Raw genomic sequence first — 25,561 nt, forward strand, 5'->3', positions numbered from 1 at the left:
AATATTAACCTATGAAATTTTTAAAACAAAACATAATAGCTATTGCATTGTTTAGCTGTACAGTTGGAATTGCGCAACAACTACCGCAATTTACCCAGTACATGTACAATACAATCTCTATAAACCCGGCTTATGCAGGTAGTAGAGAAGCATTAAGCATTGTTGGATTGCACAGAAGCCAATGGGTTGGTTTTAAAGGCGGACCAATTACACAAACTTTATCGATACATACACCGTTAAGAAACGATCGTATTGGTTTAGGCTTATCTTTTATTGAAGACGATTTAGGACCCCAGAACTTTTCATATTTATATGCCGATTTCTCATACTCAATCCCCACAGGGAAAAACGGTAAATTGGCATTCGGATTAAAGGGTGGTTTTACACAGTTTAGTTTCGATACCGATTTTAGATTAGAAACCTCTAACCTATCCGATCCATTAATTTTTGGAGCTGAAGATCGATGGACACCAAATATTGGTGCTGGTGTTTACTGGAGTACAGATCGTATTTACGCAGGTTTATCTGCACCGAGAATCCTAAATAATGACATTAACAATAAAAATGACTTCGAAGCCTTAGAGCGTGTTAGTTATTACTTTACTGTTGGTGGTGTTTTAGATATTAGTCAAGATTTTAAGTTCAAACCAGCAGCGTTAATTAAAGCTACCAATGGCGCACCTGTATCATACGATTTAACTGCTAATTTCCTTTACAAAGAAAAAATATGGTTAGGCGGATCTTATAGAATAAACGAACAAACAGCTGCTGTTGGTGGTATTGTAGACTTTCAAGTATCTAGACAATTACGTTTAGGTTATGCTTACGAAAAACCAATTTCAGAAATTGCCGATTATACAACAGGAACACATGAGGTTCTTTTAATTTATGAATTCAAATTCTTGAGCTCTAAATTAAAATCTCCTCGTTATTTCTAAAAAAACTTTACTATGTCTACCAAATGGCATAATAAAAATTTTCAACGCAATCGGCTTAACTAACAAACTAAAAAGAAATAAAACCCTATATATGAAACTAAAAAATTACATATTAGTTTGTATAGCCTTAATATTAAGTATTAATGGTTTTGCTCAACAAGGAAAACAAAAAAGAGCAGATACCCTTTTTAATAAATTTTCGTTCGTTAAGGCTGCTAAAGTATACAGAGAACTTATTCAAAATAATTATAATAGAGATTACGCTACTAGGCAATTAGCAGATTGCTATGCCCTACTTCGTGATCCTAGAAATGCTTCTAGATATTACAAAAGTGTTGTAAAGCAAGATAATGTTCCTGTAGAATATTATTATAAATACGCACAGTCTTTACGTGGTATGAAAAAATACGACGATTCTCGCCAATGGTTACAAACCTTTAAAGATTCTGGTGGCGTTATAAATTCTAACGATTTTTCTAAAGACTTAAACTTTATAACAAGCGTTTTCAATTCAAAACAACAATACTTTTTAGATAAAGTTAGATTCAATTCTAAGTATAGTGATTTTGGTGCTTTTGAAAAAGACGGACAAGTTTATTTCGCTTCAGCAAGAGATGAAGGTGTAGCCGTAAAAAGAGTTTACGGATGGAATGAGCAGCCGTTTTTAGATATCTATGTGGCTCAAGCGGGCACTAGACGTAACGTAAACCATACAGCAAAACTTAAAGGTGATGTAAATTCTATTTATCATGATGGGCCTGTGGTGATTACCAAAGATGGACAAACCATGTACTTCTCTCGAAACAACTACAAAGATCAAGTTGAAGAAAAAGACTCTAAAGGTTTAACCAATATGAAAATTTTTAGAGCTAAACTACGTGATAGTCTTTGGACAGATGTTGAAGATTTATCTATTAATAGCGCCGATTTTTCAACACAACATCCTGCTTTAAATAATGATGATACCAAGTTATATTTTGCATCAGATAGACCCGGTGGCTATGGTGGCTCAGATATTTACGTTGTAGATATTAATGCTGACGGTACATTAGGTGAACCTGAAAATGTTGGGCCGGTAATTAATACAGATCAGGCCGATGGTTTTCCATTCATTAATAATGAAGGAACCTTATTCTTCTCTTCTGGAGGTCATGTAGGGTTAGGTTTGTTAGATATTTTTGCAACTATTAAAGGTGAAGATGATCAAGCAGACGAAGTTGTAGATGTTATCAATTTAGGTGTTCCGATTAATTCGAATAAAGATGATTTTTCTTTTAGTATGAATCCTAACGGTATTACGGGTTATTTTGCCTCTAATCGTGTTGGTGGTCGTGGTGACGATGATATTTATGCCTACCACAGAAAACCTGTTCTACATGTAGAAGGTGTAGTTAGCGATGCTATTAACTCTAAACCAATTCCAAATTCAGTTATTCAACTTATAAACTCAAAAGGAGAAAAAGTAGCTTACATGACTACGGATAAAAATGGTTTCTATCAAATCAATATAGACAGAAATCAAGATTATAAAATTATTGCAAGTCAGAAAAAATACATCGACGATTACAGAACATTTACATCTAAACACCTGCAAACCGAGTTAACCTCAATTACAGCCAATTTACTTTTAAACCCTGTACCAGATGTTATAAAGCTAGCGGAATTAAACACCATTTATTTCGATTTCAACAAGCATAACATTCGTCCGGATGCGGCTTTAGAATTAGATAAAATTGTAGATTTAATGTTGAATGTTTATCCAGAAATGGTAATTAGAATTGAATCGCATACCGATTCTAGAGGGCTACTATCTTACAATGATAAACTATCCATAGATAGAGCAAACTCTACTTACGAGTATCTAATTTCTAAAGGTGTAAAACCAGAAAGAATTACAGAGCATCAAGGATTTGGTGAGCGTAGATTAACAAATGGTTGTGAAGATGGGCAAAATTGTGAAGAAAAAGACCACCAGTTAAACAGACGTACACAGTTTATAGTGATAAAAATGGAATAGTAAATACAGCTAATCGCATGTGTTTTACTCTACCTAAAACCTACTTATATTTTTTTAATTAAATATAGACCCATGAAATTAAAAAATTACTGCTTAACAAGTATGTTCTTGCTTGTTTCCATAACGGTGTTCGCACAATATGGCATGCAAAAAAAAGCGGATAAACTATTCAATACATTTGCTTTTGCTGATGCAACAGAGGTATATACTAGGTTAATTGATAAAGATTTTAATACCGATTATGCCACTAGGCAATTGGCCGATACTTATGCTTTTATGAGAAACCCAGACAGTGCTGTGGTATATTATCAAAAAGCTGTAGAACAAGCAAATGTGCCTATAGAATACTATTATAATTATGCACAAGCTTTAAGAGGTGTAAAAGATTATAAAGGGTATCGCCAATGGATGCGTGAGTATAAAGATAAAGGTGGTATTATTAATGAAGCCCAATTAGCAAGCGATAAAGACTTCTTAAAATCTGTAGTAAATGCAAAGCAAAGTTATTTTTTAACCGATGTAAAGTTTAATTCAGAATTTAGCGATTTTGGAGCCGTTGAACATAATGGCAATATTTATTTCACATCTGCTAGAGATAAAGGTGCATTAACAAAACATGTTTACGGTTGGAATAAAGAACCATTTTTAGATATTTATGTTACCGAAAAAGGGACTAACGATTCTTTAATAAATCATAAATCAAAACTAAAAGGTGATATAAATTCTGTTTTTCACGATGGACCAATTACAATTACCAAAGACGGAAAAACCATTTATTTTTCTAGAAATGATTTCAATAAAAATGTCTTAGGTAAAAATACAGAAGGCATTACCAATTTAAAAATATACCGTGCCACGCTTACAGATGGAAAATGGAAAAACTTAGAAGAATTATCTTTTAACGACAGTTCCTACTCTACTGGTCATCCAGCGTTAAATAGCGACGGAACAAAATTATATTTCGCATCAGATAGACCTGGCGGATTTGGTGGATCGGATATTTATTACGTAAATATTAATGCCGATGGCAGCATAGGAGAACCTACAAACGCAGGTGAAATTGTAAACACCAATAAAAACGAAAAATTCCCTTTTGTAAATAGTGAAGATGTATTATTCTTTTCTTCCGATGGACATCAAGGTTTAGGCTTAATGGATATTTTTGCAACCGTTTACAGTAAAGACAAAACCATTACAAACGTTGCTAACTTAGGCGTTCCTGTAAATTCTAGTAAAGACGATTTTTCATTCTTTTTAAATGAAGATGGACTTTCTGGTTACTTCGCATCAAACCGTGAAGGCGGTGTAGGTAGCGATGATATTTATGCATTCGATAAAACACCTCAATTAAAAATAGCCGGTAAATTAACCGATGCCCAAACCAATCTTCCTATAGAAAATGCAACCATTACTCTATTGGATACCGATGGAAAACCTATTGCTTTCGTTGAAACAGATAGCGATGGTAACTACGATATCAATATTGATAGAGATACCGATTACAAACTGCAAGTAATTAAAGACGGATATATTGAAGACTCTCGCGATACAACTTCTAAAAATGTAGACAAGAATGTATCAACTATTACCGAAGATTTTGTTCTTAATAAAATACAGGAACCAACACCAACAGTTGAGCCTTATCCAATTGTGGAGTTAGCTCCTATTTACTTCGATTTCGATAAATCTACTATTAGAGATCAAGATACTGATGGGCTAAATAGAATTGTAGATTTAATGCTTAACACGTATCCAGAAATGGCAATCGAAATTGAATCGCATACAGACTCTAGAGGACCTGCGGAATACAACAAAAGGCTCTCTGTTAAACGTGCAAAATCTACTTACAATTACCTCATAGAACATGGGGTGAATAAAGATAGAATTGTGTCCTTTAAAGGTTTGGGAGAAGAACAACTTGTAAACCAATGTGATGGTAGCATTAAATGCTCTAAAGCTCAACACGAACTAAACAGACGTACACAGTTTATTGTTTCTAAAATAAAATAATTTGGCATTTTAAATGCCCTTTTAAAAAAGCACCAATATGTTATTCATTTTGGTGCTTTTCTTTATTTCTGTAAATAAAATTTTACATTCTAAAATATCAATAGATACAATTATTAAAGCCTTTACTTCATTATCTTTGTATATATCACAGCTTAAATAATAGGTTTAAAATTTCTTTAACAGCAAAAAAAGTTTATTTTAAAGTCTTATTTTAAAAGTATAAATTCATGTTAATAAAGTCTTCTATGCATACATCTAAATACCTTCTTATTATTTTTACAGCTTTACTCTTTACAAGCTGTAACAACGAAACTAAAATGAGTTCGGTAAGCACCGAAAATTGGTCGAAACGTAAAGTCTCTAAAACGCTTTCAGATTCCTTAGAATACGGAAAGTCTTACTTGTCTACCTATTCTCAAATTTTTAGTATGTCTGAGCATAAAACACACAATTTAACCACTATGGTTAGTTTAAGAAACACAAGCGATGTAGATACCATTTATGTGCTAAGTGCTAAGTATTTTGATACACACGGTAAACATGTGCGCCCTTACATTGGCCATGCCATCTTTTTAGCGCCTATGGAAACCTGTGAAATTATTATTGATGAAATTGATAACTCTGGAGGTACCGGTTCTAATTTTGTATTTGAATGGAAAACACCTAAAGACTGCCCAGAACCTTTATTTGAAGCAATTATGAATTCTACTGTAGGCCAACAAGGCTTATCTTTTGCAACGCAAGCGAGAAGGATTAAATAATACTAGGAAAATTTATTGAGATATAAGCTTATCCTTAAGTTACCTACAATTACAAAAAAAATGAACTACAATTTTGAAATTGATGATTCTTACTCTCGAAAAAGTATTGAAATCAAAGCAACTCTAAATAGTAATGATTTAGATAAAATTGAAAAAGTAATATCTTCTGAAAAGATTGAATATATCTCATTTGATTATGAACAAACTGAAAACACTTGGAAAGAAATAAATAGAATAATAATTACACATAATTCATCAATAAGAATATCATTATCGTATTCTGAAACAGAACTTGAAAACATATCTTTTCTTAAATACTTACCCGATATAAAAGAATTATTTATATTCTATTTCAAAGGTGTAGACTTGAGCCCAATTGCTCATTTAAAAGAACTCAAAGTATTAAAATTCTTTAATGTTTTTCAATCTGCAAAAGTTCGTTTAAAACCTTTAACTGGATTAGATAAATTAGAAGAACTTAAAATATTTCATATAAAGGATATAGAAGAAATTGAAAATTTTAGCAATTTAAAATATATAGGTCTTGAAAGTTTAAAAATTAACAATCTTAATTTTTTGAAACCTTTACTAAATTTGGAAAGAATTGAATTGAGGTCTAGTGATAAAATTACTGATTATTCTGGCTTATATGATTTACCAAAATTGACAGATGCTTTTATTGTGAAAAATTATAAAGACACTACAGCAGAATTCATTTCGCATTTAAAGAATTTAAAAAAACTTGATATAACTGACTATAACTCTGTTTCAAAATTTCCTTCATTAGAAAAACTGGAACAATTGACTGATTTATCAATAACAAGTTGGAAAATATTAAATGACATTAGTGGTGTCTCAAAAGCGCCAAATTTAGAAAATCTATCTCTATTTGTAGGGAAAGAATTTAAAACTTCGGCTTTAAATGTTCTTAAAGGGCATAAGAGCCTTAAAGAAATTAGAGCTGGTTTCAATACAAAAAAAGAGAATGTCGAGGGAAAAATATTAATTGAAGAAATATTAAAACTGTAGGTAACAAGGTATAAAAAAACATAGGGCATTTGTGCAAAATTGAAGGTCTGTGCATATTAATAGAGTCCACTAAATATAAAATTAGGCGTTTATAGTAAAAAAGATAAAAGCAAAATATTTATATTTAGCTTAGTAATAAACCGAAATGAAAGTGCTTATTTGCTGCCCTACGTTTCTTATACTAAACGTTGGTAATAATTTGAGAAAACCATTTTACATATTAAACTTATTGATTATTCTATTAGTGTTTTCTTGTGGACAAAATTCATCTGAAAAAGAACTAAATGGTAAATGGTATGAAATCAAAAATAATGGAATAACGAGATTAAATTTCAATTCAGACAGCCTAATTATAACTGACTTAAGAACCCAAACTGTAGAATGGTCAGCGGATAAATCAAAGATAGAATTTGATTATAACCTAATGTTTACCGACTCTCTTGGAAGAAAAATCAAAAAGACTGTCCTTGAGTACAATTTCTCATCTACAAAAGATACATTATTTACACATATTATAGAGCCAGATAAAAAAGTAGAATTCAATCTCATTAAAGCTAATAATTATATTGATTATTTAAACAAAAAAAGTGGAATTAAATTTGAACTACCAAAAGATGGTAAAAGTGAACCTATCAATTTAGAAAGTGATTATTCTCTAAAAATATTTATGGGATTTTCAAATAATAAAATCATTGGAAAAACCGAACTATCTGACAACTTAAATAATTTAGAATCTGATATTAAAACAATTAAAGATAGTCTAATAACTGGTCGACCTGAACAGGACGTTCTTAATGAAATAAGATTTCATTTAAGAGTTTTTGCTGACAAGAAAATTCCAGATTCAATGATTACTAAAAGTTTGCCTGTAACAAATAGAAGTGACATTTTTAAAATATATGATTTTCCAAGACCACCAAATGATACATTACCACTAAAAATTTACAGAATATACCAAAGTGAAGAAAGAGAAAACCCTGGCTTTATGGAAGGAAAAAAAATAAAAACTATTGCCAATACTGTGTATAATTAATTGCTTTGGTCGTTGCCTATTTGGAAAATTCCTTCGGAATTTTCTCGCGTCCGTTTTTGTTTACTAAATTAGTTGCTTAAACACGCAACTAACCATACACGAAACCGTTGGCAATAATTTACAGAAAAATGAGAAAAATTTCAACTTTAGTTTTATTAATAACATTTTTATCTTGTTCAGAAAATAATGAGGAAAGTAATGAACAATCCTTTGATTGTGCAGAAATTGCTTTTCTTGAATCAACAATTATAGAAGAAAATGATTGTTTGACTTTTAGCGATAGAGAAGGATTTAAATTTACATTTTTGGGATTTGAAAATTATACTAAAACACATCCAAATAATGTTCCTCACGCTAGAATTAGCGCAAGATTGGTTGAAGGAAATTCAACATTTGAATTTTATGACGGTTTAGTGGACGAAGATTATGAAATCGATGGCACTTCTTTTTCTGGAAGAGTACATACTGGAATAAATAATACCGATTATACAATATTCTTTGACAATATTGAATTCAAAGAAACAGAAACAGAATTTATATTCCATAGAGCAACAATTAGATTCGGATATTATGACTCAGAATTTGATTAAAAACTATGATAAACAATTTATAAATACAATTAAGGCGACTTCGAAAAGCTCAGCACAAATTAGAATCCACTCGTTGTGGTTAATTAAAAAATCGAAATTATGAACATTAGAAAAAGCATTTTATTATTACCAATCTTTCTTCTTCTCTTTGGTTGCCCAAGTGATGACGATATGATAACACCAGAAGAAACTGAATTAGAAAATGTAACTTATGAAGTTATACTATTTGAGTTTACACCTGATACTGGTAATAATACATCAAGATTACGTTATGAAATTAAATTCTCAAACCCGAATAATACTGCAATAAATGGATTTCATAAAATCACAATAAATGCGGATGGAATTATAAGTTCAAATATTGCGACTGATTCTTCGCCTTGTTATTTAATTGAGGCAAATTCAGATTGTACTATTAGTTTCGATGAAGAACAATCATTTGATATAGGAATGGTTAATTCGATTGAATTGGTTAATGTGGAATACAATTTTGAAAATTAAAAAACTACTGCCAACAATGGCTATAAGTAATTGCTTGTTCTCGCCTACTTCTGAAAATCCTCTCGGATTTTCAGTTTAGTTTGTACTTGCAAAGTTAAGTGCTAAACTACACACTATTCTTACACGAAACCGTTGCCAAATATAAATAAAGCTTAGTGTAAAGGATGTCCCTTATCATACATTAAGTACGGATAAATATTTTACTTAAAACTTTTACCCTAAAGTAGCTTGTTATTTTCTACCATCTCTTAGTATACCTTTGTCGGACCATGTAGTGTTTTGATTAGTAACCCAACGTATATTATTTGTAACTTTGCTTACCCAAACGAATTGAAATGCACTTGATTACTTCTAAGCGGTGCAGTACGAGTTTGAGATAAATGATAATTTGAAATTTAAATAATGGCAATAATATACTGTACCCAAAAATTTGAAACTGTAGTTGGTAAATCACGTATAGTTAAATCGGATAAATCTTCTCCTCTTGGTAACTGGAACGCTAATGTGTTTACGGTTAGCAGGAAAAACTGTGTAATACTAATGAATGATGTTTCTTATTATTCTGTACTTTTAATTGATTTCAAAAAAATTGATTTAATGAATTTTCATGAAGTATTTGCTGAGCGCTTTTTTAAGCAATTAGAAAATGATGAGATAAGCTTTCCATCTAAATTTACAGACAAAATCACGACAGAGTTACAGCCAATTTTTTTAACTACCAATAATAATAGAAAGGTATTGGGCGCTATACAGGATGCCACCCTTAATATGAAGAGATATATTACCGAAGACTATGGTGACAATATTGATGATATAGACGTGGACGAATTGAATTCCAATATTAATGAAAAGATTTTAAGCGTTCTTGGTAAAAAGAAACGTGGTTATGGGTATCCTAATGATGCAATGCAGGAATTGTTGAATAAGTTTTGCAAGTAGCAGATTGGTATTGAGTTTTAAATCTCGTTTATAAAAAAGTAATAGCGCTCATTTCTATAGTTTCGATCCTGCTTGGTTGTGTGTTGCTGTAAAGAGAGAAATAATCTATAATTAAAAAATAAAACATTTGCAACAATGTATAAAAATAATTACTAGATTTTGGGCTTAACCAAAGGTAATTGCAAGTTTATTACGTCTGATTTTCCTGCGAAAAATCCTCGCATACAGCACAATTTTATACATAAACGCTAATACTAGTAACATACTCAAAAAATAATATATGAATATAATTGATTCTCTTTTTGGACAAAAAAAGACTTTTAAACATCCCGTAATTGGAGTTTTAAAAAGTCAGAGAATTAGAGGCGGTAATCCTGCTAAAAGTTATACTTGGCATGGTAATATATTCTTAAAGAACCAACTACTTGAAACAACAATTATTTTAGAAGGAAATAATACAAGTCCTTTTCCTAATCACCTAGATTTTATTAGTCAATTAGTGACGAATTGGGAAAATGAGTATTTACCTAAAATTGAAAATAAAATTAACGCTAGCGGAATTGATAATATTGCAAAATATTCTAATTGGAAAAATGAGTTTTATTTATCTGCTATCTATCCAATGCATGATAAAAGCTCTGAATTTGAATTAACATTAGAACCAATAGATAAGAAGAAAACTGATTCTTTAGGAATAGAAATTAAAAATAACATTATTACAAAAATTGAAAAATATGAGTAATAATAAAAGACAGCTAGTTTTATACTAATAAATATGAGTTTCTTTACTTATTGGCTTTTGAAATTCCTTATGAAAATCCTATCATACAAAAACACACTATTCTTACATATAAACACTAAAACCAACCTCCAACCTCTCCCCAACTCTCATTTTTAACCCAAAAAAACAAATAAAGACCGCTTACGCAATATTTCTTTAAATATAATTCGAAATTTCACGTTATTGCAGTGCATTTAATATGTAGACAAAGCATGGTCTTTTTAATATGAAAGGCCGTATATCAATAACAAATACTATTTAAACTATGAAAAAATTATTTTTATTATCAATTACATTATTAGGTTTTACATTTGCCTCTAGCGCACAAAATATTGCAGATAACGCTTTAGGGTTACGTCTTGGAGATAGTGATGGTTTAGGAGCTGAAATTACTTACCAACGTGCTCTAGGTGATAACAATAGAATTGAAGCTGATTTAGGTTGGAGAAACGGAAACGATTACAGCGCTTTTAAATTAGCAGGTTTATACCAATGGGTATGGAATATCGACGGAGGATTTAACTGGTATGCTGGTGCTGGTGCAGGTTTAGCATCATACTCTGGAAGAAATGATAATAACTTAGATGATGATTTCGGATTTTTTGCTGCTGGAGATGTTGGTATTGAATACGATTTTGATATTCCGTTATTAATTTCTTTAGATTTTAGACCAGAAATTGGGAACAATCGTTTTACAGACAATACACTTTTTGATATCGCATTAAGTTTAAGATACCAATTCTAATACATTTAGATATTAATAATAAAATTTAAGCGTCTTTTTTAAGGCGCTTTTTTTTATGCTGAAAAATTAGGGTTAATTATATCAACCTACTCCATTTCAACATTACTATACTTTGCATTTATAATAATACTTTTTCCGCTAGATCCGCTTTTAGAAAAAGAAGACGACGATTGATTTTTAGCAGATTGATTTGGATGCGAGAATTTAGAATAACTTCCCTTATATTGCACGTTAGCATCTACACTTGGTAATTTTATAAAGGCATTACTATTTTGAAGAATAATGTTTAAATTACTAAAACTATCTTCTATTTTAGAAATGTTCAAATCACCAATATTTCCATCAATTATAGCGCTACCGCTTAATTTATCGATATCGATATTAGATGATGTGGCATTTAAAACTAACTGCTTTACCTCTTTTATTTCTGCATTGTTTACGTAATTTAAATTCAGTTCTCCTAAATTCCAGAATTCTACATTAACCGGCGAATAAGAAGCATTAATGGAAGTAGAACTCCCATTAACACTATATGCTGTAAATTTTGAATGTGATAAATTAGCTTTTAAATCGCTAACATTAGAAGCAAATTCTACTTCACCATATTTAATATTAACCTTTAACTTGGCGTGGTTTGGCATTTTTATTTTAATGGTTTTCTTAATATTAGAATCACCATGCCCTTTCATTAATTTTTCAACTTCTTTCTGGCGGTTTTTCATTAAAGTTGCACGTTCTTCATGGCGTTCTCTATTAGCCTCTGCACGTTTACTTTGTGCTTCAACACGATTGGCTTGCGCCTCAATACGCTCTGCTTGTGCTTCCATTTGCTCTCCAAAACGTTCTCCCCATGCTTCCATTTTCTCTTCAAAATCACCTTCATTAAATCGTTCTTCAAAAGCTTCTCCCCAGGCTTCCATACGCTTGCCAAACTTCTCTCCCCATTCTTCTCCAAATTTTTCGCCCCAAGCTTCCATTTTAGCTTCAAAATCTTTTCCGTAAGTGGCTTCAAATTTCTCTTCATACTTTTTTAGATACTTTTCACCATCCTTTTTATAGGCTTCATAATCAAACTCCATAGCATGTGCGCCTGCCGGAAGTTCTGGTAACTGTGGCATTTCTGGCATAGCAGGAATTTCAGGCACGTCAACGGTTAACTCGTTCATGATAGCTTGAGGTAAATCGGCCAATTCGTATTTTAATTCGTCAAAAATTATGGTTAATAAATCGCCATCGCTATCATTGTTCTTTTCAACCCAAACCACATTAGGCTTTGATTTATTTGTATTTATCGAAACCTTATCAAAAGTGGCATCAACATCAACATCCCAAGATTTTAAAACACTTTCAAGCGCCTCTTTCGATATTTTTTCACCTTCAACATAAGCTTCAATTTCAATGGTGTTTTTATTCCATGTATCGAAAACAACATTACAATGGCTTGTATTTAAATCGATAACTACATCTTTATTTACCTTAATACTTTGCTCTAGTTTTGTTAACTTTTGTTGTCCAAAAGCACTTGCCGTTAAAACAAAACTCAGTATTAATAATTTGATTTTTATGATTGTACTATTCATTTTTTGATTGATTTAGATTGATTGTTCTTTTTCTGATAAAGCATCAGACGATTTTAATTCTTTTAATTGTGTGCGTAATCGATACATTAAATTTAATCTGAATTTTAAATTATCTATTAATGCATTCACTGTTAATTCCGATGGCCCAGACTCTGTAAGATCCAACGATAATCGCTTGTATTCCTTATCCAATTCGTCTAACTGCGCCAAATACCCATCGAATAATTCTTTAGTTTCTGGCGTGTATTTCATTTTAGATAATTCTAAATTAATACTCGCTAAATAATAGTCTTCCACTTTTTTAAGCCCCGGAGATACATCACCTAAAGTTTTTGTTTCCGTTACCTTAGTAGCTGCAACGGTCTCAATAGTTTCGATGGTTTCAATGTCTCCTTCAAAAAAGGAATAAGCACCAAAACTTAAACCTAAAAACACAACAGCACTAGCTGCAATTTGCATCCAGCCCAAACCAGATTTTTTAGGAGCTTCAGGTAAAGCCTTATCCAATTTTTCAAGAAAACGCGCTTCATGCTTGGTTGGCATTTCATCATGTACAACCTTTTCATTCTTAAATAAGTCTCTAATATCTTGTGCCATTATTTTTGTGTATTAACAGTTCTTGTAATTTTAATTTTCCCCGCGATAGTTGCGTTCTCGATGCTACTTGTGTTATATTCAAAATTTCCGATATTTCCTGATGGTCGTATCCTTCAATTAAATATAACATCACCACATATTGATATTTTTGTGATAATTTATTAATAGCCTCTTTTACATCATGCAACGTTACCGCATCGTCAACTAACCATTTGTCGTCTTTTGTAGTATCAATCACTTTCAGGTGCACCTCTTCTAGTTCCACAAGTTCTTGTTTTCTAGATTTCAAGAAATCGATACTTTTATTAACAACAATACGTTTTAACCAAGCTCCAAAAGTAACTTCTGCTTTATACTGATCCAGTTTTGTAAATGCTTTTATAAAAGCTTCCTGCACCACATCTTCGGCATCGTTAGCATCTTTTAAAAATCGTTTAGCAACAATATACATCCCGTCGCAGTACTGGTTGTATAACTGCAATTGCGCTTTCCGATTGTTTTGTTTACATTTTTCGATAATGTCAACTTGAAACATACTAATTTTGCTTTTGGTTGGTTAGGCCAATTTATCATTATATTGGCTTAGGTTCGTTTAAAAGACGACAAAAAAAACAAAGTGTTGCAAAAACTATTAAATTTTACTTAAAATATACCAAAATTGTGCAAATGTGCGTTAGGTTTTTTAGTAATCAATACTTTTTAAAGTATCTTTATTGCCTTAATAAATTGCTCCGTAAATGAACACCTTTTTAAAACGCGTTTTAATATCCTTAACTGTAATAGCTTTAGGATTATTTTTATATTCCACTTTCGTTGAAAACATATTTGCTCCTCGATTAAGTCCAAAAGACACCGTGAAGTTTGAGTTAAACGACTTAGAGCTTAAGGTGTTTTACAATCGCCCATCTAAGAAAAACCGTGTAATATTTGGAGCTTTAGTGCCTTTTGATAAAGTATGGAGAACGGGTGCCAACGAAGCGACAACTTTTGAAACCAATAAACCTCTAGAAGTTAAGGGTATGCCATTACCTGCTGGAAAATACACCTTATGGACTGTACCAAAAGATTCTGTTTGGACCGTAATTTTTAACACTAAGCAATATTCTTGGGGTGTCGATTCTGAAATGAAACCGATGTGGGATCCTAATTATGATGCTTTAAGCATTGAGGTTCCTGTTAGAGATTTAAAGAAACCTGTAGAACAGTTTACCATTGCTTTTGATAACTCTACAGACGATTTATTTTTAACCATGGCTTGGGATGTTGTAAAAGTGTCTGTGCCTTTAAAATAATTTCACTAAAAAATTCTTCTAAAGAAAATCAAAATACGCTATTGAATAAATTTGTAAATTGAAGTTCCAAAAGGATTATTTTGACTAAAAAAAACAAATCGGCGCTTTCTGAACATACAGGGATTTCTTCTCCAGAAATTACAAGTTCTAATGCCATTGAAACTCTCAAAGCGAAGCGCAAAGCCCGAATTGACACCAACACTTTAGTTTCTTCTATTCTCAATAAAAACATAGCGGCTTTAAGTCGTGCTATTACTTTAGTTGAAAGTGAAAACCATAAACATTTAGAACAAGCTAACACCATAATAAAAGCTTGTTTACCACATGCCAACAAATCTATTAGAATAGGCATAACAGGTGTTCCTGGTGTTGGAAAAAGTACATTTATTGAAGCCTTTGGAAAACATTTAACATCGCAAGGTAAACGCATTGCCATACTTGCTATAGATCCAACAAGTTCCATTACAAAAGGTAGTATTTTAGGTGATAAAACACGAATGGAAACTTTGGCCAAAGATGAAAATGCCTTTATTCGTCCATCGGCTTCCGGAACCTCTTTAGGTGGTGTTGCCAGAAAAACTAGAGAAAGTATTATTTTATGCGAAGCCGCAGGATTTGATGTGATTCTAATTGAAACTCTTGGCGTGGGACAAAGTGAAACCACTGTACATAGCATGATTGATTTTTTCTTACTACTGAAATTGGCTGGTGCTGGCGATGAACTTCAAGGAATAAAACGCGGTATTATTGAAATGGCAGATGCTATTGCCATTAATAAAGCCGATGGAGAGAACCTGAAACAAGCTAAACTAGCCAAGGTTGAATTTAATAGAGCACTTCACCTCTATCCGCCTAAACCATCGCAATGGTCTCCAAAAGTGATGCTTTGCAGTGCATTACAAAATGAAGGCATTAAGGATATTTGGAAATTAATTTTAGAATATAAAACTAAAACTACCGAGAATAATTATTTTGAAACCAATAGAACGAAGCAAAATAAATTCTGGCTTATTCAAACGATCGAAAATGAATTGAAACGGTCCTTCTTCAATAAAAAAGAAATAAAAGAAGCACTCGAAGCACAATTAAAATTAATTGAAACCAACAAAACAACGCCTTTTGCTGCAGCAGACTATCTACTCAGTCTTAACAAATCGCTTCAATAAATACTTAGCTATTTTATAAAATAACACTCCAGAGATTGCTCCAAAAGTTAATCCGCATAAGATATCCAACGGATAATGTACGCCCACATATATTCTGCTAAATGCAACAATAAGACTCCAAGACACCATTATATAAATTAAATTTTTATAAAATGGTCTTAATGTTAAACCTGCAAAAACAGCTGCAGCCATAGTGTTAGATGCGTGCCCAGAGAAAAACCCATATTTACCACAGCGCACTGCAATAAAACGAACTCTATCTACCAAATCTGCCGCACCACAAGGTCTTGGTCTTTGAAAACCACGTTTGAATACATTAGTAATTTGATCGGTAAAGGTTACCATTAAAGCAATAACCACCACGAAAATTAATAGCGATTTTAAACCAAACTTTTTATAAAGTAAATACAACAAAACAGCGTACAATGGTATAAAAGTAAGCTTATCTGTAATAGCCAACCACAAGCCGTCCCAAGGTTCGGAACCCAAATTATTTAAAAATACAAATAACTCGGTGTCGTTTTTTAAAAGCTGATCTATCATTACTATTTTATTTTAGCATTAGCCCAAGGCCTCTGTTTTACTCGTTAATTATTATTTCCTGTAAGGCATTATAAAAACAAATTACTCGTCGTATTTAGCAACCTCTGCATCATAAAAAGCAGTAGCTTCCTTAATTGCATTTTCTGTTTCTGTTTCTAATTCTTCTTGATCATCAGCATCGAAATCTTCAAACCATTCAACTTCATCATCTTCAAGGTTAATTATAAATCTTGGAAATTCAGTATGAATAACAAAAATAGCGTTTGGAAACTCTGTGTTATCCCCTAATATAAATTTTGGTAATGTCATGTTTTCTTTTTTTGTTAATTACTAGTTTTTAGTAACAGACTAAATATTATAAATTGCTTACTTCCTTACTACTCGACGTTCGACAAAATTAATCTTTTTGTTAAATAATTGAACCTTATATACAACAAAATAGAAGCCGATGTTAAACCAGCTAATAAGCCCAGCCAAATCCCGAAACTTCCATAAGCATCTTCCGATCCAAAAAACCAACTTATAGGAAAGCCAATAATCCAATACGAAATGAATACTAAAACCATCGGGATTTTTACATCTTGTAAACCTCTCAATGCCCCAAGAAAAACCACTTGTATACTATCACTTATTTGGAAAATAGCTGCCGCAACCATTAATTTGGATGCTATGCTAACCACCTCTGTATTATCGGCTAAGTTTTTAAGGTCTCCTAAATCTACGTACAGTCTTGGTAAATAGTCGTGCAACAAGAAAAACATAACCGCAAAACCAAAGGCAATTATAACGCCTAACAAAAATATAGAATAGGCAATACGACGTAAATCTACATATTTTTTTAAACCTTTTTGATTTCCAACACGAACCATACAAGCCACACTTAATCCCATGGCTACCATAAAGGTCATGGACGATAAGTTTAATGCTATTTGATTGGCTGCTTGTGGATTTTTACCTAACAAACCACTTAGCCATATCGCTGAAGTAAAAATAGCCACTTCAAAAAACATTTGCATGGCGCTTGGAGTGCCTAAATTTATAATTTTTTTCAGCATTAATTTATCAAGTACAAACAACTTGATATTTGTAACGTATTCTTTAGATTTTTTTCGTCCTTTTAATAAATACCACAAGTACCAAACCATTACAAAACGAGATACTAAAGTTCCATAAGCCGCACCAACAATACCCATTTCTGGGAAACCAAACTTTCCGAAAATTAATAAATAGTTTAAAACTACATTTATAACATTACTTAAAATAGTAGCGTACATAGGGAATTTAGTTAATGATAATCCATCGCTAAATTGTTTAAAAGCTTGAAATATAATTAACGGAATAAGTGAAAATGCCACTAAATCTAAATAAGGAATTGCTAATTCCACAACCTCTATAGGTTGTTTCATTAAATACATTAACGGCTTTGCAAAAAACACCGCCAAAAACAACAATATTCCTAAAACGGTACATAAAAATAAACCGTGTTTAAAAGATGATTTTCCTTTACCAAAATTTCCTTCAGCATCGGCCTCTGCTACCAATGGCGTAATGGCCGTAGAAAAACCAATACCTAAAGACATGGCAATAAACATAAAACTATTCCCCAATGAAACAGCTGCAAGTTCGGCTGTACCTAATTGGCCAACCATAATATTATCTATAAAACTTACAAAAGTATGGCCTAACATGCCTAACATAACGGGAGCTGCAAGCTGCCAGTTATATTTAAATTCTTTGGTGTAGTCGGTTAATTGCATTTGGCAAAAGTAAACTTATGCTTTGTTTAAAGCAATTTTGTGTTCTTAATTTAAGAGGAAATATTTAAGTTTATTTATTGGTGAAATTATGAGTTTTAAAGTTGAGAAACATCACGCTTTGCATCTTCAAATTCAGTGATGATTTCCGTAACAATGTCTGCCACAGGTTTTATTGAATGAATAATACCTGCAATCTGCCCGATTTCTAGTTCACCATCATCCAAATCACCTTCAAACATACCCTTTTTGGCACGTCCGCGACCAAGTAATTCTTTTAATTGATCTACACTTGGAGCTGTTTTGTATAAATCTTGTACCTCATTAAAAAAGACGTTTTTTACTAAACGTACTGGCGCCAATTCTTTTAACGTTAACTGCGTATCACCTTCTTTAGCATCAACAACCACTTGTTTAAAGTTAGCATGTGCAGAACTTTCTGTACTAGCAACGAACCGACTCCCAATTTGAACACCATCTGCTCCTAAAACCATAGTGGCCAACATGGCTTTGCCTGTTGCGATTCCGCCTGCGGCAATTAGTGGTATGGTTATTTTTTCCTTAACCATTGGTATTAATGTCAAGGAGGTTGTTTCATCTCGCCCGTTATGTCCACCAGCTTCAAAACCTTCGGCAACAACGGCATCTACACCAGCATCTTGAGCTTTTAAAGCGAACTTTACAGAACTCACCACGTGCACAACAGTAATACCTCTATCTTGTAACCAAGAGGTCCAAGTTTTTGGATTTCCTGCAGAAGTAAACACAATTTTAACACCTTCTTCAACTATAATATTCATGATTTCCTCAATGTTAGGATATAACATTGGGACATTTACTCCAAAAGGTTTATTTGTTGCTTTTTTACATTTTTGGATATGTTCACGTAACACCTCAGGATACATCGATCCTGCTCCAATTAATCCTAAAATATCAGCATTACTAGCAGCTGAAGCTAATCTCCAACCACTATTCCAAATCATTCCAGCCTGAATTATAGGGTATTTAATTCCAAAAAGTTCGGTAATTCTATTTGCCATTATTCTTTTATAAGTCTAAAGGTATCAATTCCATTTACAGTTTCAAGCCTAACAACATAAAGGCCTTTGGCCAATTCTGAAGTATTGATCCAATTATTTTCATTTGAAACTTGATACGTATTAATCTTTTTTCCTGAAACATCAAAGAGATTTAATGTTGCAAAATCATCGGTAGGAAGGCTCACAAACAAACGCGCATTCATTGGGTTAGGATACAGCGTAATTTTATCGTTAATACTGGCATTTGTAGTATCAAGCGCATAGATATTTGACAAAGCTTTCTCTAAATCTGGAATACCATAACCTAAGTAAAAATCAGGGTTATTGTATTGTGATGCTGATTCTCTAACCAAATCCATAATTTCAGAATTGGTTAAACTTGGGTAAGCTTGCCACAAGCATGAAATACCACCAGCCAAAATTGGCGCACTAAAAGATGTACCACTATTGGTGATAATATTATCAAATTCATTAATTAAATAACTACTAGCGCCTTGCGCAACAACATCAGGTTTTATAGTCGGCTGATAGGTCGTACCTATGGAACTAAACATGGCATAATCACCATTAGAATCAACAGCTCCAATAGTTAAAACATTTGGAGAATCTGCCGGCGCGCCAACACTAGCTCCCCAAGCATTTCCTGCCGATGTTACTAAGAGCATTCCTTTTTCAAAAGCAATATTAGCTCCTTTTGTAATGTATGCTGTTTGCCCATCCATATCCGATGGCTCGTAATCGTACTTAGTTCCTGGATCAAAATCATCATACCCTAAAGAGGTATTTATAATATCTACCCCTAAACTATCTGCACGTTCAGCAGCTTCCACCCAATAACTTTCTTCTACTGGGTTTTCATCATTATTATCTTCAGTAATAAATAGATAATATGATGCATTGGGCGCTGTACCAACGTAATTTTTAGTTGCAGTGTCAATATATCCCGCCATAGCACTTAAAACCAAAGTCCCGTGATTTGTAGATGTATTGGTGTAAACATCTTCATCACGGTTTACAAAATCGTAATCGTCAAGTAGTCTTCCATTATTTCGAAGTGCTTCAAACGAACTCATGGTATTAACATTTGGAAATCCTCCATCCATTATGGCAACTGTAATCCCTTCACCTGTAAAACCTGTTTGATGCAACACATCGCCATTAATCATTTTAATCTGATTATTTTGGTTGGCATTACCGTAATTATAATCGGTTAAAATAGTTTCGAACTTATACCTTCGTTTTTCATTGGTCGATTTCTCTAAAGCGCCTTGAGATCTATCTGCAAAAACAATTTTACTTATAAATGTTCTTTGAGGTTCAATCAAGTTATTTTGATTGATAAATAAGTTTTCAATGGCTGTTTTTTCACCTCGAACATGTACAGCATTGAACCATTTAGATTTAGCTAAAACGGATATGCCGTCAGCATTTTTAATAGCTGTAACATAGTCTTCGTTTACAGGTACATCGCGTGCATCTATAGACACACCATGCCTAGCCTTTCTATCCAGTGCTTTTTGAGTAAGCATAGTTAACGGATTGGCAATAAAAGTGGTTTCATTTTCTTTATCTGCCAAATACACCCAAGCATCTTCTTGGGAAAATAAATGACATGAAAAAGCGAATAAACTGAGGGAAAGTATAATTTTTTTCAATGTAATAGATTTAGATGCACTAAGTTACGAAATAACTCCGGAACCAAGTAACTCATCTTCAAAATACCATGCTACAAATTGTCCCTCCGTAATAGCCGATTGCGGATTCTCGAATTCTACATACATACCCAATTCTACTTTATGTAAAGTAGCTTTTTCTAAAGCTTGGCGATAGCGTATTCTAGCTAGTACTTCCATGGTTTCCCCATTCGCGACAGCTAAATCTTCTCGCACCCAATGTAACTCATCATTGGTTACAAAAAGAGCCCTTTTAAATAATCCCGGATGTGCTTTTCCTTGACCTGTGTAAATTACATTTTCATTTACATCTGTATCAATTACAAATAAAGGCTCGATAGTACCACCAACACCTAAACCTTTTCGTTGACCTTTTGTAAAATAATGCGCACCTTGATGCTTACCTACTATTTTTCCTAAATCAACTTTATAATCAATTTTACGAGATAAATAGGCCAATTTTTCTTCTTCGGAAGCAAAACTCTGCTCTGTTTCCTTATATATATCAAGATCATTAGAAATCTCAACAATAACACCTTCTTTTGGTTTTAGCTGTTGCTGAAGGAAATCGGGTAATTTTACCTTCCCAATAAAACAAAGTCCTTGAGAATCTTTTTTCTCTGCAGTAACTAAATCTAAACTCATAGCAATTTCGCGCACTTCTGGCTTAGTTAATTCACCTATAGGAAACAGTGATTTTGCAAGTTGCTCTTGTGATAACTGACATAAGAAATAAGATTGATCCTTATTTCCATCGACACCTGCTAATAATTGATAAACAGATTCACCATCTTTTTCAAGTGTTCCTTTACGGCAATAATGCCCTGTAGCAACATAATCTGCACCTAAATCTAGAGCGATTTTCATGAAAACATCAAACTTAATCTCTCTATTACAAAGTACATCAGGATTTGGCGTACGTCCTTTTTCATATTCATTGAACATGTAATCTACAATACGCTCCTTATATTCTTCACTTAAATCTACCGTTTGAAAAGGAATACCAAGCTTTTCGGCAACCAACATTGCATCATTACTATCATCTAGCCACGGACATTCATTTGATATGGTAACCGTATCATCGTGCCAGTTTTTCATAAATAGTCCGATAACTTCATAACCTTGCTCCTGTAATAAATATGCAGCAACACTAGAATCTACACCTCCCGAAAGTCCAATTACAACTCGTTTCATGCTTTATATAATAAAATATATGTACCGATAATCTAGATATAACCTAGAAAAACCAGCAAATACATTGTTTTAATTAATGGTTTGTTGTCTAAAAAAATTAGTTTACAAAGGTAGGTATTATGGATTGTATTTAAATTGAATTTCGATAGTAAATAACTATCCTATTTATAAGTAAAACACATACAGTTTGTAAGCCTAAAAAGAGCAAGCGTATTATTGTTTTTTAATGTACTTTGGCACGTATGTAAAATCTTTTTCGGTTGTTAGTTTGCCGTTTTCGTAGTACTTCCAAACGCCATGTTTTTTATCGCGTTTGTATTGGCCATCGATAAGTAATTCGCCTTTGCCATTATAAATTTTTGCTGGCCCATGAATTTCACCATTTTCATAAACATAAGATTTTAAAACCACTTTGTTTTCTGAATACCAAAACGATTCGCCATCAAGTTTTCCTGCTTTATAGTTTTCTCTTTGGGCTATTTCTCCGTTTTTATAATATACCAAACGCTCCCCAGTTAACTGACCAGAATTATCAAAGTGTTCCAAAATTAGTAGATTGTTATTACTTTTTTGGTAGTATTTCCAGGTGCCAATATAGGTTTTACCATCCATTTCACCTTCACTAATTACTTTTCCAGTCGAAGCTAAAAACACCACTTTTACAATGTTATTATCTTTATTAAATAGCTTTGTGGCTGATAGTATCGCTTTACCTCTAACGTTTTTATAAAATTTGAATTCTCCTATTTCTTTACCATGTAAAAAAGTACCTTGATAACGTATTACTTCTGTATTATCGAAGTTTTTCTTCCAAACGCCATCACGTTTTCCTGCACTATCAAATTGATTAATACTTTGCGCAGAAAGAATTAACGTGGAAACAAAAAATAGTAAGGTTGATAATTTTATTAATTTCATAAGGAAAATCTTGTTGTATATAGATTGTAAACAATTTGAAAACGAAATTATTGTTTTCAAATTGTTTTAAGCAAATACATTGCCAAATATTTTTAATTTTTAGAAATATTTGATAAAACCCATTCGAGTTCTGGATCGTTTCCTGAAAGTCTATCGGAAATAGTTGGTGTTATTTCAATATTAGGTTTAACACCAAAACCATCAGGATTTTGTTTAAACGGTGCTTCTATTTGCATCAGGCCCATTCTAATTTTTAACCTAGTTTCTGGTAATTGATAAATTTTATACAAACCTGCAACACAACCATTATAAGCGCCACCTGTTTCTTCACCAATAAAAACAGCTCTTTTAGTTGCTTTTAAATGTGTAGAAATTAAAGCCGATGCAGAAAACGAGTTTCCATTTGTTAATACGTACAACTTACCTTTGTAATTTTGTTCTCTAGGCTCTTTTTCTTTGGAATATGGAAATCTATAATAGAGCTTTCCATCTTGCTTTTTTGTTTTTAAAAGATTGTCTACCGCTATAAAAGGTGATGCAATACCCATAAATATTTTAGTAGCAACCGAAGAGGTGTTATTCATAAACGCAGGAAAAAATGATAAACGTCTATTTACTTCGGCAGGCGCCATAAATTGGTATTTTGTTTTCGCTAGATAGCTATATAAATAGTTTATTTCGGCTATGCGCCCGCCTCCATTATCTCTTAAATCCAGTACCAAGTTTTTAGTTTTAGCAGAATCTAATCTTTTAAAACTTTTTTTATAAAACTTACGATAGTTACCATTATTAAAGCCTCTAATTTTAATGTAAGCCGTGGCGCTGTCTTTACCAATAAAACTAAAATTACGTGTGTACTCTTTACTTTTAGCTATAAAACCTAACTCTCTATGCTTTTTGCGCTTATTTCTTTCTGCAATTCTATTTTGTTTTTTTTTCGCTTTACTTAATTTTATTATAGGTTTTGGCTCTGGAGCAATGGAATCGTTTTCTTTAGTTTTTTCTTTTTTATCAATACGCTTTAGTGTTTTTATAAACACAGAATCATTTAGTTTGAACTGTACTTGTAAAATATCGATAAAACCTTTCTCTTTAAAATAAAATGTTGAAAAATTTCGGCCTACCAATCTGTTTTGTAAAGTTTGATTATAACCATCGGAAGCAAAACGTGATTTAAACCCAGTTATTAAATCGGATACATTTTCGTTTTCTAGTTTAAGCACTTCTGCTCCTACTAAAGAGGAATCTTTACCTCTAGTTTCTATAACCCAAAGTTTATGGTCTAAATATTCGAAATCGAGATCGTAAAACTCAAACTTTTTCTTTTTTAATGCTTTAAGCTCTTTTCTTGTATACTCTGTATATGCCGACCCTAAAGATACGTGCCCTTGCTTTACCTGCGCTACTACTGGTGCTAATTTTTTATAAAAATCTCGCGAATTAATTGGTGAGTTTATGGCTCTTTTTAGGCTGTCGAATTTAAAGTCTAAATCGGTTTTAGAGGTATATTGATATAGATTTGGATGGTGCTTTTTTAATTGATTATAAACTCGATCTATATCCATATGCAAGCTCTCTGGTGTGTGTAATGCTTCTATTTGTGCATTATGTTTTTTAACGCTTACGCATGAAATACAGAAACTAAATGAGATTAGAAATATGGTGAATTTACGCATGTATACCGGACAATAATTTTAGTGTTGTAAATGTAATTTATTTTTTTGATAGACGTCTCTATTTTAAGAAAACGCTATGATTAGCGTGTTTTTTAAAATTGTAAAATGTTGCACTGAGGCCACAGTACTTATTGAAATCCAGACCCTTGGCGCTCGCATTAGGGATAGCAGTGAAAAGCCCACAGTGATGCCAATGGTAATTGGTGGCACGAGGACTTGTAGCGTATAGCCCGACGTTTTTTAAAGTTAAAAGATTTTATTTTTCGAAAATCTTCTAGCTTTAAAAAAGGGAATGCCATAATAATTTTTGTAATTTTGTTGGTCATGCAAAATAAGATAAACATACAGAACAAAAAGGCGCGCTTTCTATACGAGATTTTAGATAAGTACACCGCAGGAATTGTACTTTCGGGTACTGAAATTAAGTCGATTAGAAGTAGTAGAGCATCTATTGCCGAAAGTTTTTGCGAGTTTAACGAGGCTGGCGAACTTTTTGTGATAAATATGACGGTTGAGGAATATATCTATGGGAATTATTATAACCATAAGCCAAAAGCGGAACGAAAATTGCTGCTAAACCGAAAGGAATTAAAAAAATTGCATAAAGAAGTGCAAAATACAGGTTTAACTATAATTCCGTTGCGTTTATTTATTAACGAAAAAGGTTACGCTAAATTAGTTATTGCTTTGGCTAAAGGTAAAAAACTATATGATAAACGTGAAACTATAAAAGATCGTGATAATAAACGAAACTTAGATCGAATTAAGAAAATTTACAAATAAG

The 25,561-nt window shown here is 32.5% G+C and carries 25 protein-coding genes; 14 read left to right on the forward strand and 11 right to left on the reverse strand.

Features of this window, described 5'->3' with window-relative positions:
• Positions 1–11 precede the first annotated feature (11 nt).
• The 11 genes from DFQ06_RS03785 (at position 12) to DFQ06_RS03840 (ending at position 11,344) form a co-directional block, all read left to right on the forward strand.
• Positions 12–938: a PorP/SprF family type IX secretion system membrane protein gene (locus tag DFQ06_RS03785; RefSeq protein ID WP_042501229.1), complete on the forward strand. Its 927-nt coding sequence runs from the start codon at positions 12–14 to the stop codon at positions 936–938.
• A 91-nt stretch (positions 939–1,029) separates the two neighbouring features.
• Positions 1,030–2,955, forward strand: a complete 1,926-nt coding sequence (locus DFQ06_RS03790) for an OmpA family protein (protein WP_162857619.1) — start codon at positions 1,030–1,032, stop codon at positions 2,953–2,955.
• Between the two features lie 72 nt (positions 2,956–3,027).
• Positions 3,028–4,965 (forward strand): OmpA family protein, encoded by a 1,938-nt coding sequence (locus DFQ06_RS03795; protein ID WP_133966102.1) that lies wholly within the window; start codon positions 3,028–3,030, stop codon positions 4,963–4,965.
• Between the two features lie 227 nt (positions 4,966–5,192).
• Positions 5,193–5,726, forward strand: coding sequence for a DUF3124 domain-containing protein (locus DFQ06_RS03800; RefSeq protein WP_231961814.1), 534 nt, complete (start codon positions 5,193–5,195; stop codon positions 5,724–5,726).
• Between the two features lie 60 nt (positions 5,727–5,786).
• Entirely contained in the window at positions 5,787–6,755 is a 969-nt protein-coding gene (locus DFQ06_RS03805; RefSeq protein WP_133966104.1) for a hypothetical protein, read from the forward strand.
• A gap of 199 nt (positions 6,756–6,954) precedes the next feature.
• On the forward strand, positions 6,955–7,788 hold the full coding sequence (locus DFQ06_RS03810; RefSeq protein WP_133966106.1) for a hypothetical protein: 834 nt from the start codon (positions 6,955–6,957) through the stop codon (positions 7,786–7,788).
• Between the two features lie 128 nt (positions 7,789–7,916).
• On the forward strand, positions 7,917–8,378 hold the full coding sequence (locus DFQ06_RS03815) for a hypothetical protein (protein ID WP_042503493.1): 462 nt from the start codon (positions 7,917–7,919) through the stop codon (positions 8,376–8,378).
• 99 nt (positions 8,379–8,477) lie between these two features.
• Positions 8,478–8,879 (forward strand): hypothetical protein, encoded by a 402-nt coding sequence (locus tag DFQ06_RS03820; protein WP_042503492.1) that lies wholly within the window; start codon positions 8,478–8,480, stop codon positions 8,877–8,879.
• A 402-nt stretch (positions 8,880–9,281) separates the two neighbouring features.
• Positions 9,282–9,818 (forward strand): DUF6933 domain-containing protein, encoded by a 537-nt coding sequence (locus tag DFQ06_RS03830; RefSeq protein ID WP_133966108.1) that lies wholly within the window; start codon positions 9,282–9,284, stop codon positions 9,816–9,818.
• A gap of 280 nt (positions 9,819–10,098) precedes the next feature.
• The gene (locus DFQ06_RS03835; RefSeq protein WP_042503488.1) at positions 10,099–10,560 is read left to right on the forward strand and encodes a hypothetical protein; all 462 of its coding nucleotides are present in this window, start codon (positions 10,099–10,101) and stop codon (positions 10,558–10,560) included.
• 304 nt (positions 10,561–10,864) lie between these two features.
• Positions 10,865–11,344: a hypothetical protein gene (locus DFQ06_RS03840; protein ID WP_042503486.1), complete on the forward strand. Its 480-nt coding sequence runs from the start codon at positions 10,865–10,867 to the stop codon at positions 11,342–11,344.
• Between the two features lie 86 nt (positions 11,345–11,430).
• Here DFQ06_RS03840 and DFQ06_RS03845 read toward each other — a convergent pair whose 3' ends face one another.
• The 3 genes from DFQ06_RS03845 to DFQ06_RS03855 are packed head-to-tail and all read right to left on the reverse strand — an operon-like array spanning position 11,431 to position 14,056.
• Positions 11,431–12,924 carry a YggN family protein gene (locus DFQ06_RS03845; RefSeq protein WP_133966110.1) on the reverse strand — a complete coding sequence of 498 codons (1,494 nt, stop codon included), beginning with the start codon at positions 12,922–12,924 and terminating at the stop codon, positions 11,431–11,433.
• Positions 12,925–12,936: 12 nt separating this feature from the next.
• Positions 12,937–13,521, reverse strand: a complete 585-nt coding sequence (locus tag DFQ06_RS03850; protein WP_042498783.1) for a hypothetical protein — start codon at positions 13,519–13,521, stop codon at positions 12,937–12,939.
• Entirely contained in the window at positions 13,505–14,056 is a 552-nt protein-coding gene (locus tag DFQ06_RS03855) for an RNA polymerase sigma factor (RefSeq protein WP_042498780.1), read from the reverse strand. Before DFQ06_RS03855 ends, DFQ06_RS03850 begins: the two co-directional genes overlap by 17 nt.
• A 202-nt stretch (positions 14,057–14,258) precedes the next feature.
• On the opposite strand from DFQ06_RS03855, the gene DFQ06_RS03860 reads away from it, so the two are divergent.
• Both DFQ06_RS03860 and meaB read left to right on the forward strand, forming a co-directional pair.
• Positions 14,259–14,813: a DUF2911 domain-containing protein gene (locus tag DFQ06_RS03860; RefSeq protein ID WP_042503481.1), complete on the forward strand. Its 555-nt coding sequence runs from the start codon at positions 14,259–14,261 to the stop codon at positions 14,811–14,813.
• 80 nt (positions 14,814–14,893) lie between these two features.
• Entirely contained in the window at positions 14,894–15,979 is a 1,086-nt protein-coding gene (gene meaB / locus DFQ06_RS03865) for a methylmalonyl Co-A mutase-associated GTPase MeaB (RefSeq protein ID WP_042498777.1), read from the forward strand.
• On the opposite strand, the gene DFQ06_RS03870 is transcribed toward meaB, so the two are convergent.
• The 8 genes from DFQ06_RS03870 to DFQ06_RS03905 all read right to left on the reverse strand — a co-directional run bounded on the left by DFQ06_RS03870 (position 15,950) and on the right by DFQ06_RS03905 (position 24,777).
• Positions 15,950–16,522, reverse strand: a complete 573-nt coding sequence (locus DFQ06_RS03870; protein ID WP_133966112.1) for a phosphatase PAP2 family protein — start codon at positions 16,520–16,522, stop codon at positions 15,950–15,952. The two genes, meaB and DFQ06_RS03870, sit on opposite strands and share 30 nt — an antisense overlap.
• 81 nt (positions 16,523–16,603) lie before the next feature.
• Positions 16,604–16,831: a hypothetical protein gene (locus tag DFQ06_RS03875; RefSeq protein WP_042503473.1), complete on the reverse strand. Its 228-nt coding sequence runs from the start codon at positions 16,829–16,831 to the stop codon at positions 16,604–16,606.
• A 68-nt stretch (positions 16,832–16,899) separates the two neighbouring features.
• The gene (locus DFQ06_RS03880; protein ID WP_042503471.1) at positions 16,900–18,279 is read right to left on the reverse strand and encodes an MATE family efflux transporter; all 1,380 of its coding nucleotides are present in this window, start codon (positions 18,277–18,279) and stop codon (positions 16,900–16,902) included.
• A 95-nt stretch (positions 18,280–18,374) separates the two neighbouring features.
• Positions 18,375–19,316 carry an NAD(P)H-dependent flavin oxidoreductase gene (locus DFQ06_RS03885; protein WP_133966114.1) on the reverse strand — a complete coding sequence of 314 codons (942 nt, stop codon included), beginning with the start codon at positions 19,314–19,316 and terminating at the stop codon, positions 18,375–18,377.
• The gene (locus DFQ06_RS03890; RefSeq protein ID WP_133966116.1) at positions 19,316–20,971 is read right to left on the reverse strand and encodes a S8 family serine peptidase; all 1,656 of its coding nucleotides are present in this window, start codon (positions 20,969–20,971) and stop codon (positions 19,316–19,318) included. The genes DFQ06_RS03885 and DFQ06_RS03890 overlap by 1 nt, the downstream gene beginning before the upstream one ends.
• A gap of 24 nt (positions 20,972–20,995) precedes the next feature.
• Complete coding sequence (mnmA, locus tag DFQ06_RS03895; protein WP_133966118.1) at positions 20,996–22,183, reverse strand: tRNA 2-thiouridine(34) synthase MnmA; 1,188 nt, start codon at positions 22,181–22,183, stop codon at positions 20,996–20,998.
• A 213-nt stretch (positions 22,184–22,396) separates the two neighbouring features.
• The gene (locus DFQ06_RS03900; RefSeq protein WP_162857618.1) at positions 22,397–23,101 is read right to left on the reverse strand and encodes a toxin-antitoxin system YwqK family antitoxin; all 705 of its coding nucleotides are present in this window, start codon (positions 23,099–23,101) and stop codon (positions 22,397–22,399) included.
• Positions 23,102–23,193: 92 nt separating this feature from the next.
• Positions 23,194–24,777 (reverse strand): S41 family peptidase, encoded by a 1,584-nt coding sequence (locus tag DFQ06_RS03905; protein WP_133966120.1) that lies wholly within the window; start codon positions 24,775–24,777, stop codon positions 23,194–23,196.
• A 324-nt stretch (positions 24,778–25,101) separates the two neighbouring features.
• Between DFQ06_RS03905 and smpB the strand changes: the two genes are divergently transcribed.
• Positions 25,102–25,560, forward strand: coding sequence for an SsrA-binding protein SmpB (smpB, locus tag DFQ06_RS03910; protein ID WP_042498759.1), 459 nt, complete (start codon positions 25,102–25,104; stop codon positions 25,558–25,560).
• Position 25,561: the final 1 nt, after the last annotated feature.

It is taken from the genome of Algibacter lectus, from assembly GCF_004368925.1.
In the GTDB taxonomy this organism is placed as follows: Bacteria; Bacteroidota; Bacteroidia; order Flavobacteriales; family Flavobacteriaceae; genus Algibacter; species Algibacter lectus.

Coding starts and splice junctions, on each gene's coding strand:
- DFQ06_RS03785 (WP_042501229.1), top strand. CDS start 12: ATGAAATTTTTAAAACAAAACATAATAGCTATTGCATTGTTTAGCTGT.
- DFQ06_RS03790 (WP_162857619.1), top strand. CDS start 1,030: ATGAAACTAAAAAATTACATATTAGTTTGTATAGCCTTAATATTAAGT.
- DFQ06_RS03795 (WP_133966102.1), top strand. CDS start 3,028: ATGAAATTAAAAAATTACTGCTTAACAAGTATGTTCTTGCTTGTTTCC.
- DFQ06_RS03800 (WP_231961814.1), top strand. CDS start 5,193: ATGTTAATAAAGTCTTCTATGCATACATCTAAATACCTTCTTATTATT.
- DFQ06_RS03805 (WP_133966104.1), top strand. CDS start 5,787: ATGAACTACAATTTTGAAATTGATGATTCTTACTCTCGAAAAAGTATT.
- DFQ06_RS03815 (WP_042503493.1), top strand. CDS start 7,917: ATGAGAAAAATTTCAACTTTAGTTTTATTAATAACATTTTTATCTTGT.
- DFQ06_RS03820 (WP_042503492.1), top strand. CDS start 8,478: ATGAACATTAGAAAAAGCATTTTATTATTACCAATCTTTCTTCTTCTC.
- DFQ06_RS03830 (WP_133966108.1), top strand. CDS start 9,282: ATGGCAATAATATACTGTACCCAAAAATTTGAAACTGTAGTTGGTAAA.
- DFQ06_RS03835 (WP_042503488.1), top strand. CDS start 10,099: ATGAATATAATTGATTCTCTTTTTGGACAAAAAAAGACTTTTAAACAT.
- DFQ06_RS03840 (WP_042503486.1), top strand. CDS start 10,865: ATGAAAAAATTATTTTTATTATCAATTACATTATTAGGTTTTACATTT.
- DFQ06_RS03845 (WP_133966110.1), bottom strand. CDS start 12,924: ATGAATAGTACAATCATAAAAATCAAATTATTAATACTGAGTTTTGTT.
- DFQ06_RS03850 (WP_042498783.1), bottom strand. CDS start 13,521: ATGGCACAAGATATTAGAGACTTATTTAAGAATGAAAAGGTTGTACAT.
- DFQ06_RS03855 (WP_042498780.1), bottom strand. CDS start 14,056: ATGTTTCAAGTTGACATTATCGAAAAATGTAAACAAAACAATCGGAAA.
- DFQ06_RS03860 (WP_042503481.1), top strand. CDS start 14,259: ATGAACACCTTTTTAAAACGCGTTTTAATATCCTTAACTGTAATAGCT.
- DFQ06_RS03870 (WP_133966112.1), bottom strand. CDS start 16,522: ATGATAGATCAGCTTTTAAAAAACGACACCGAGTTATTTGTATTTTTA.
- DFQ06_RS03875 (WP_042503473.1), bottom strand. CDS start 16,831: ATGACATTACCAAAATTTATATTAGGGGATAACACAGAGTTTCCAAAC.
- DFQ06_RS03880 (WP_042503471.1), bottom strand. CDS start 18,279: ATGCAATTAACCGACTACACCAAAGAATTTAAATATAACTGGCAGCTT.
- DFQ06_RS03885 (WP_133966114.1), bottom strand. CDS start 19,316: ATGGCAAATAGAATTACCGAACTTTTTGGAATTAAATACCCTATAATT.
- mnmA (WP_133966118.1), bottom strand. CDS start 22,183: ATGAAACGAGTTGTAATTGGACTTTCGGGAGGTGTAGATTCTAGTGTT.
- DFQ06_RS03900 (WP_162857618.1), bottom strand. CDS start 23,101: ATGAAATTAATAAAATTATCAACCTTACTATTTTTTGTTTCCACGTTA.
- DFQ06_RS03905 (WP_133966120.1), bottom strand. CDS start 24,777: ATGCGTAAATTCACCATATTTCTAATCTCATTTAGTTTCTGTATTTCA.
- smpB (WP_042498759.1), top strand. CDS start 25,102: ATGCAAAATAAGATAAACATACAGAACAAAAAGGCGCGCTTTCTATAC.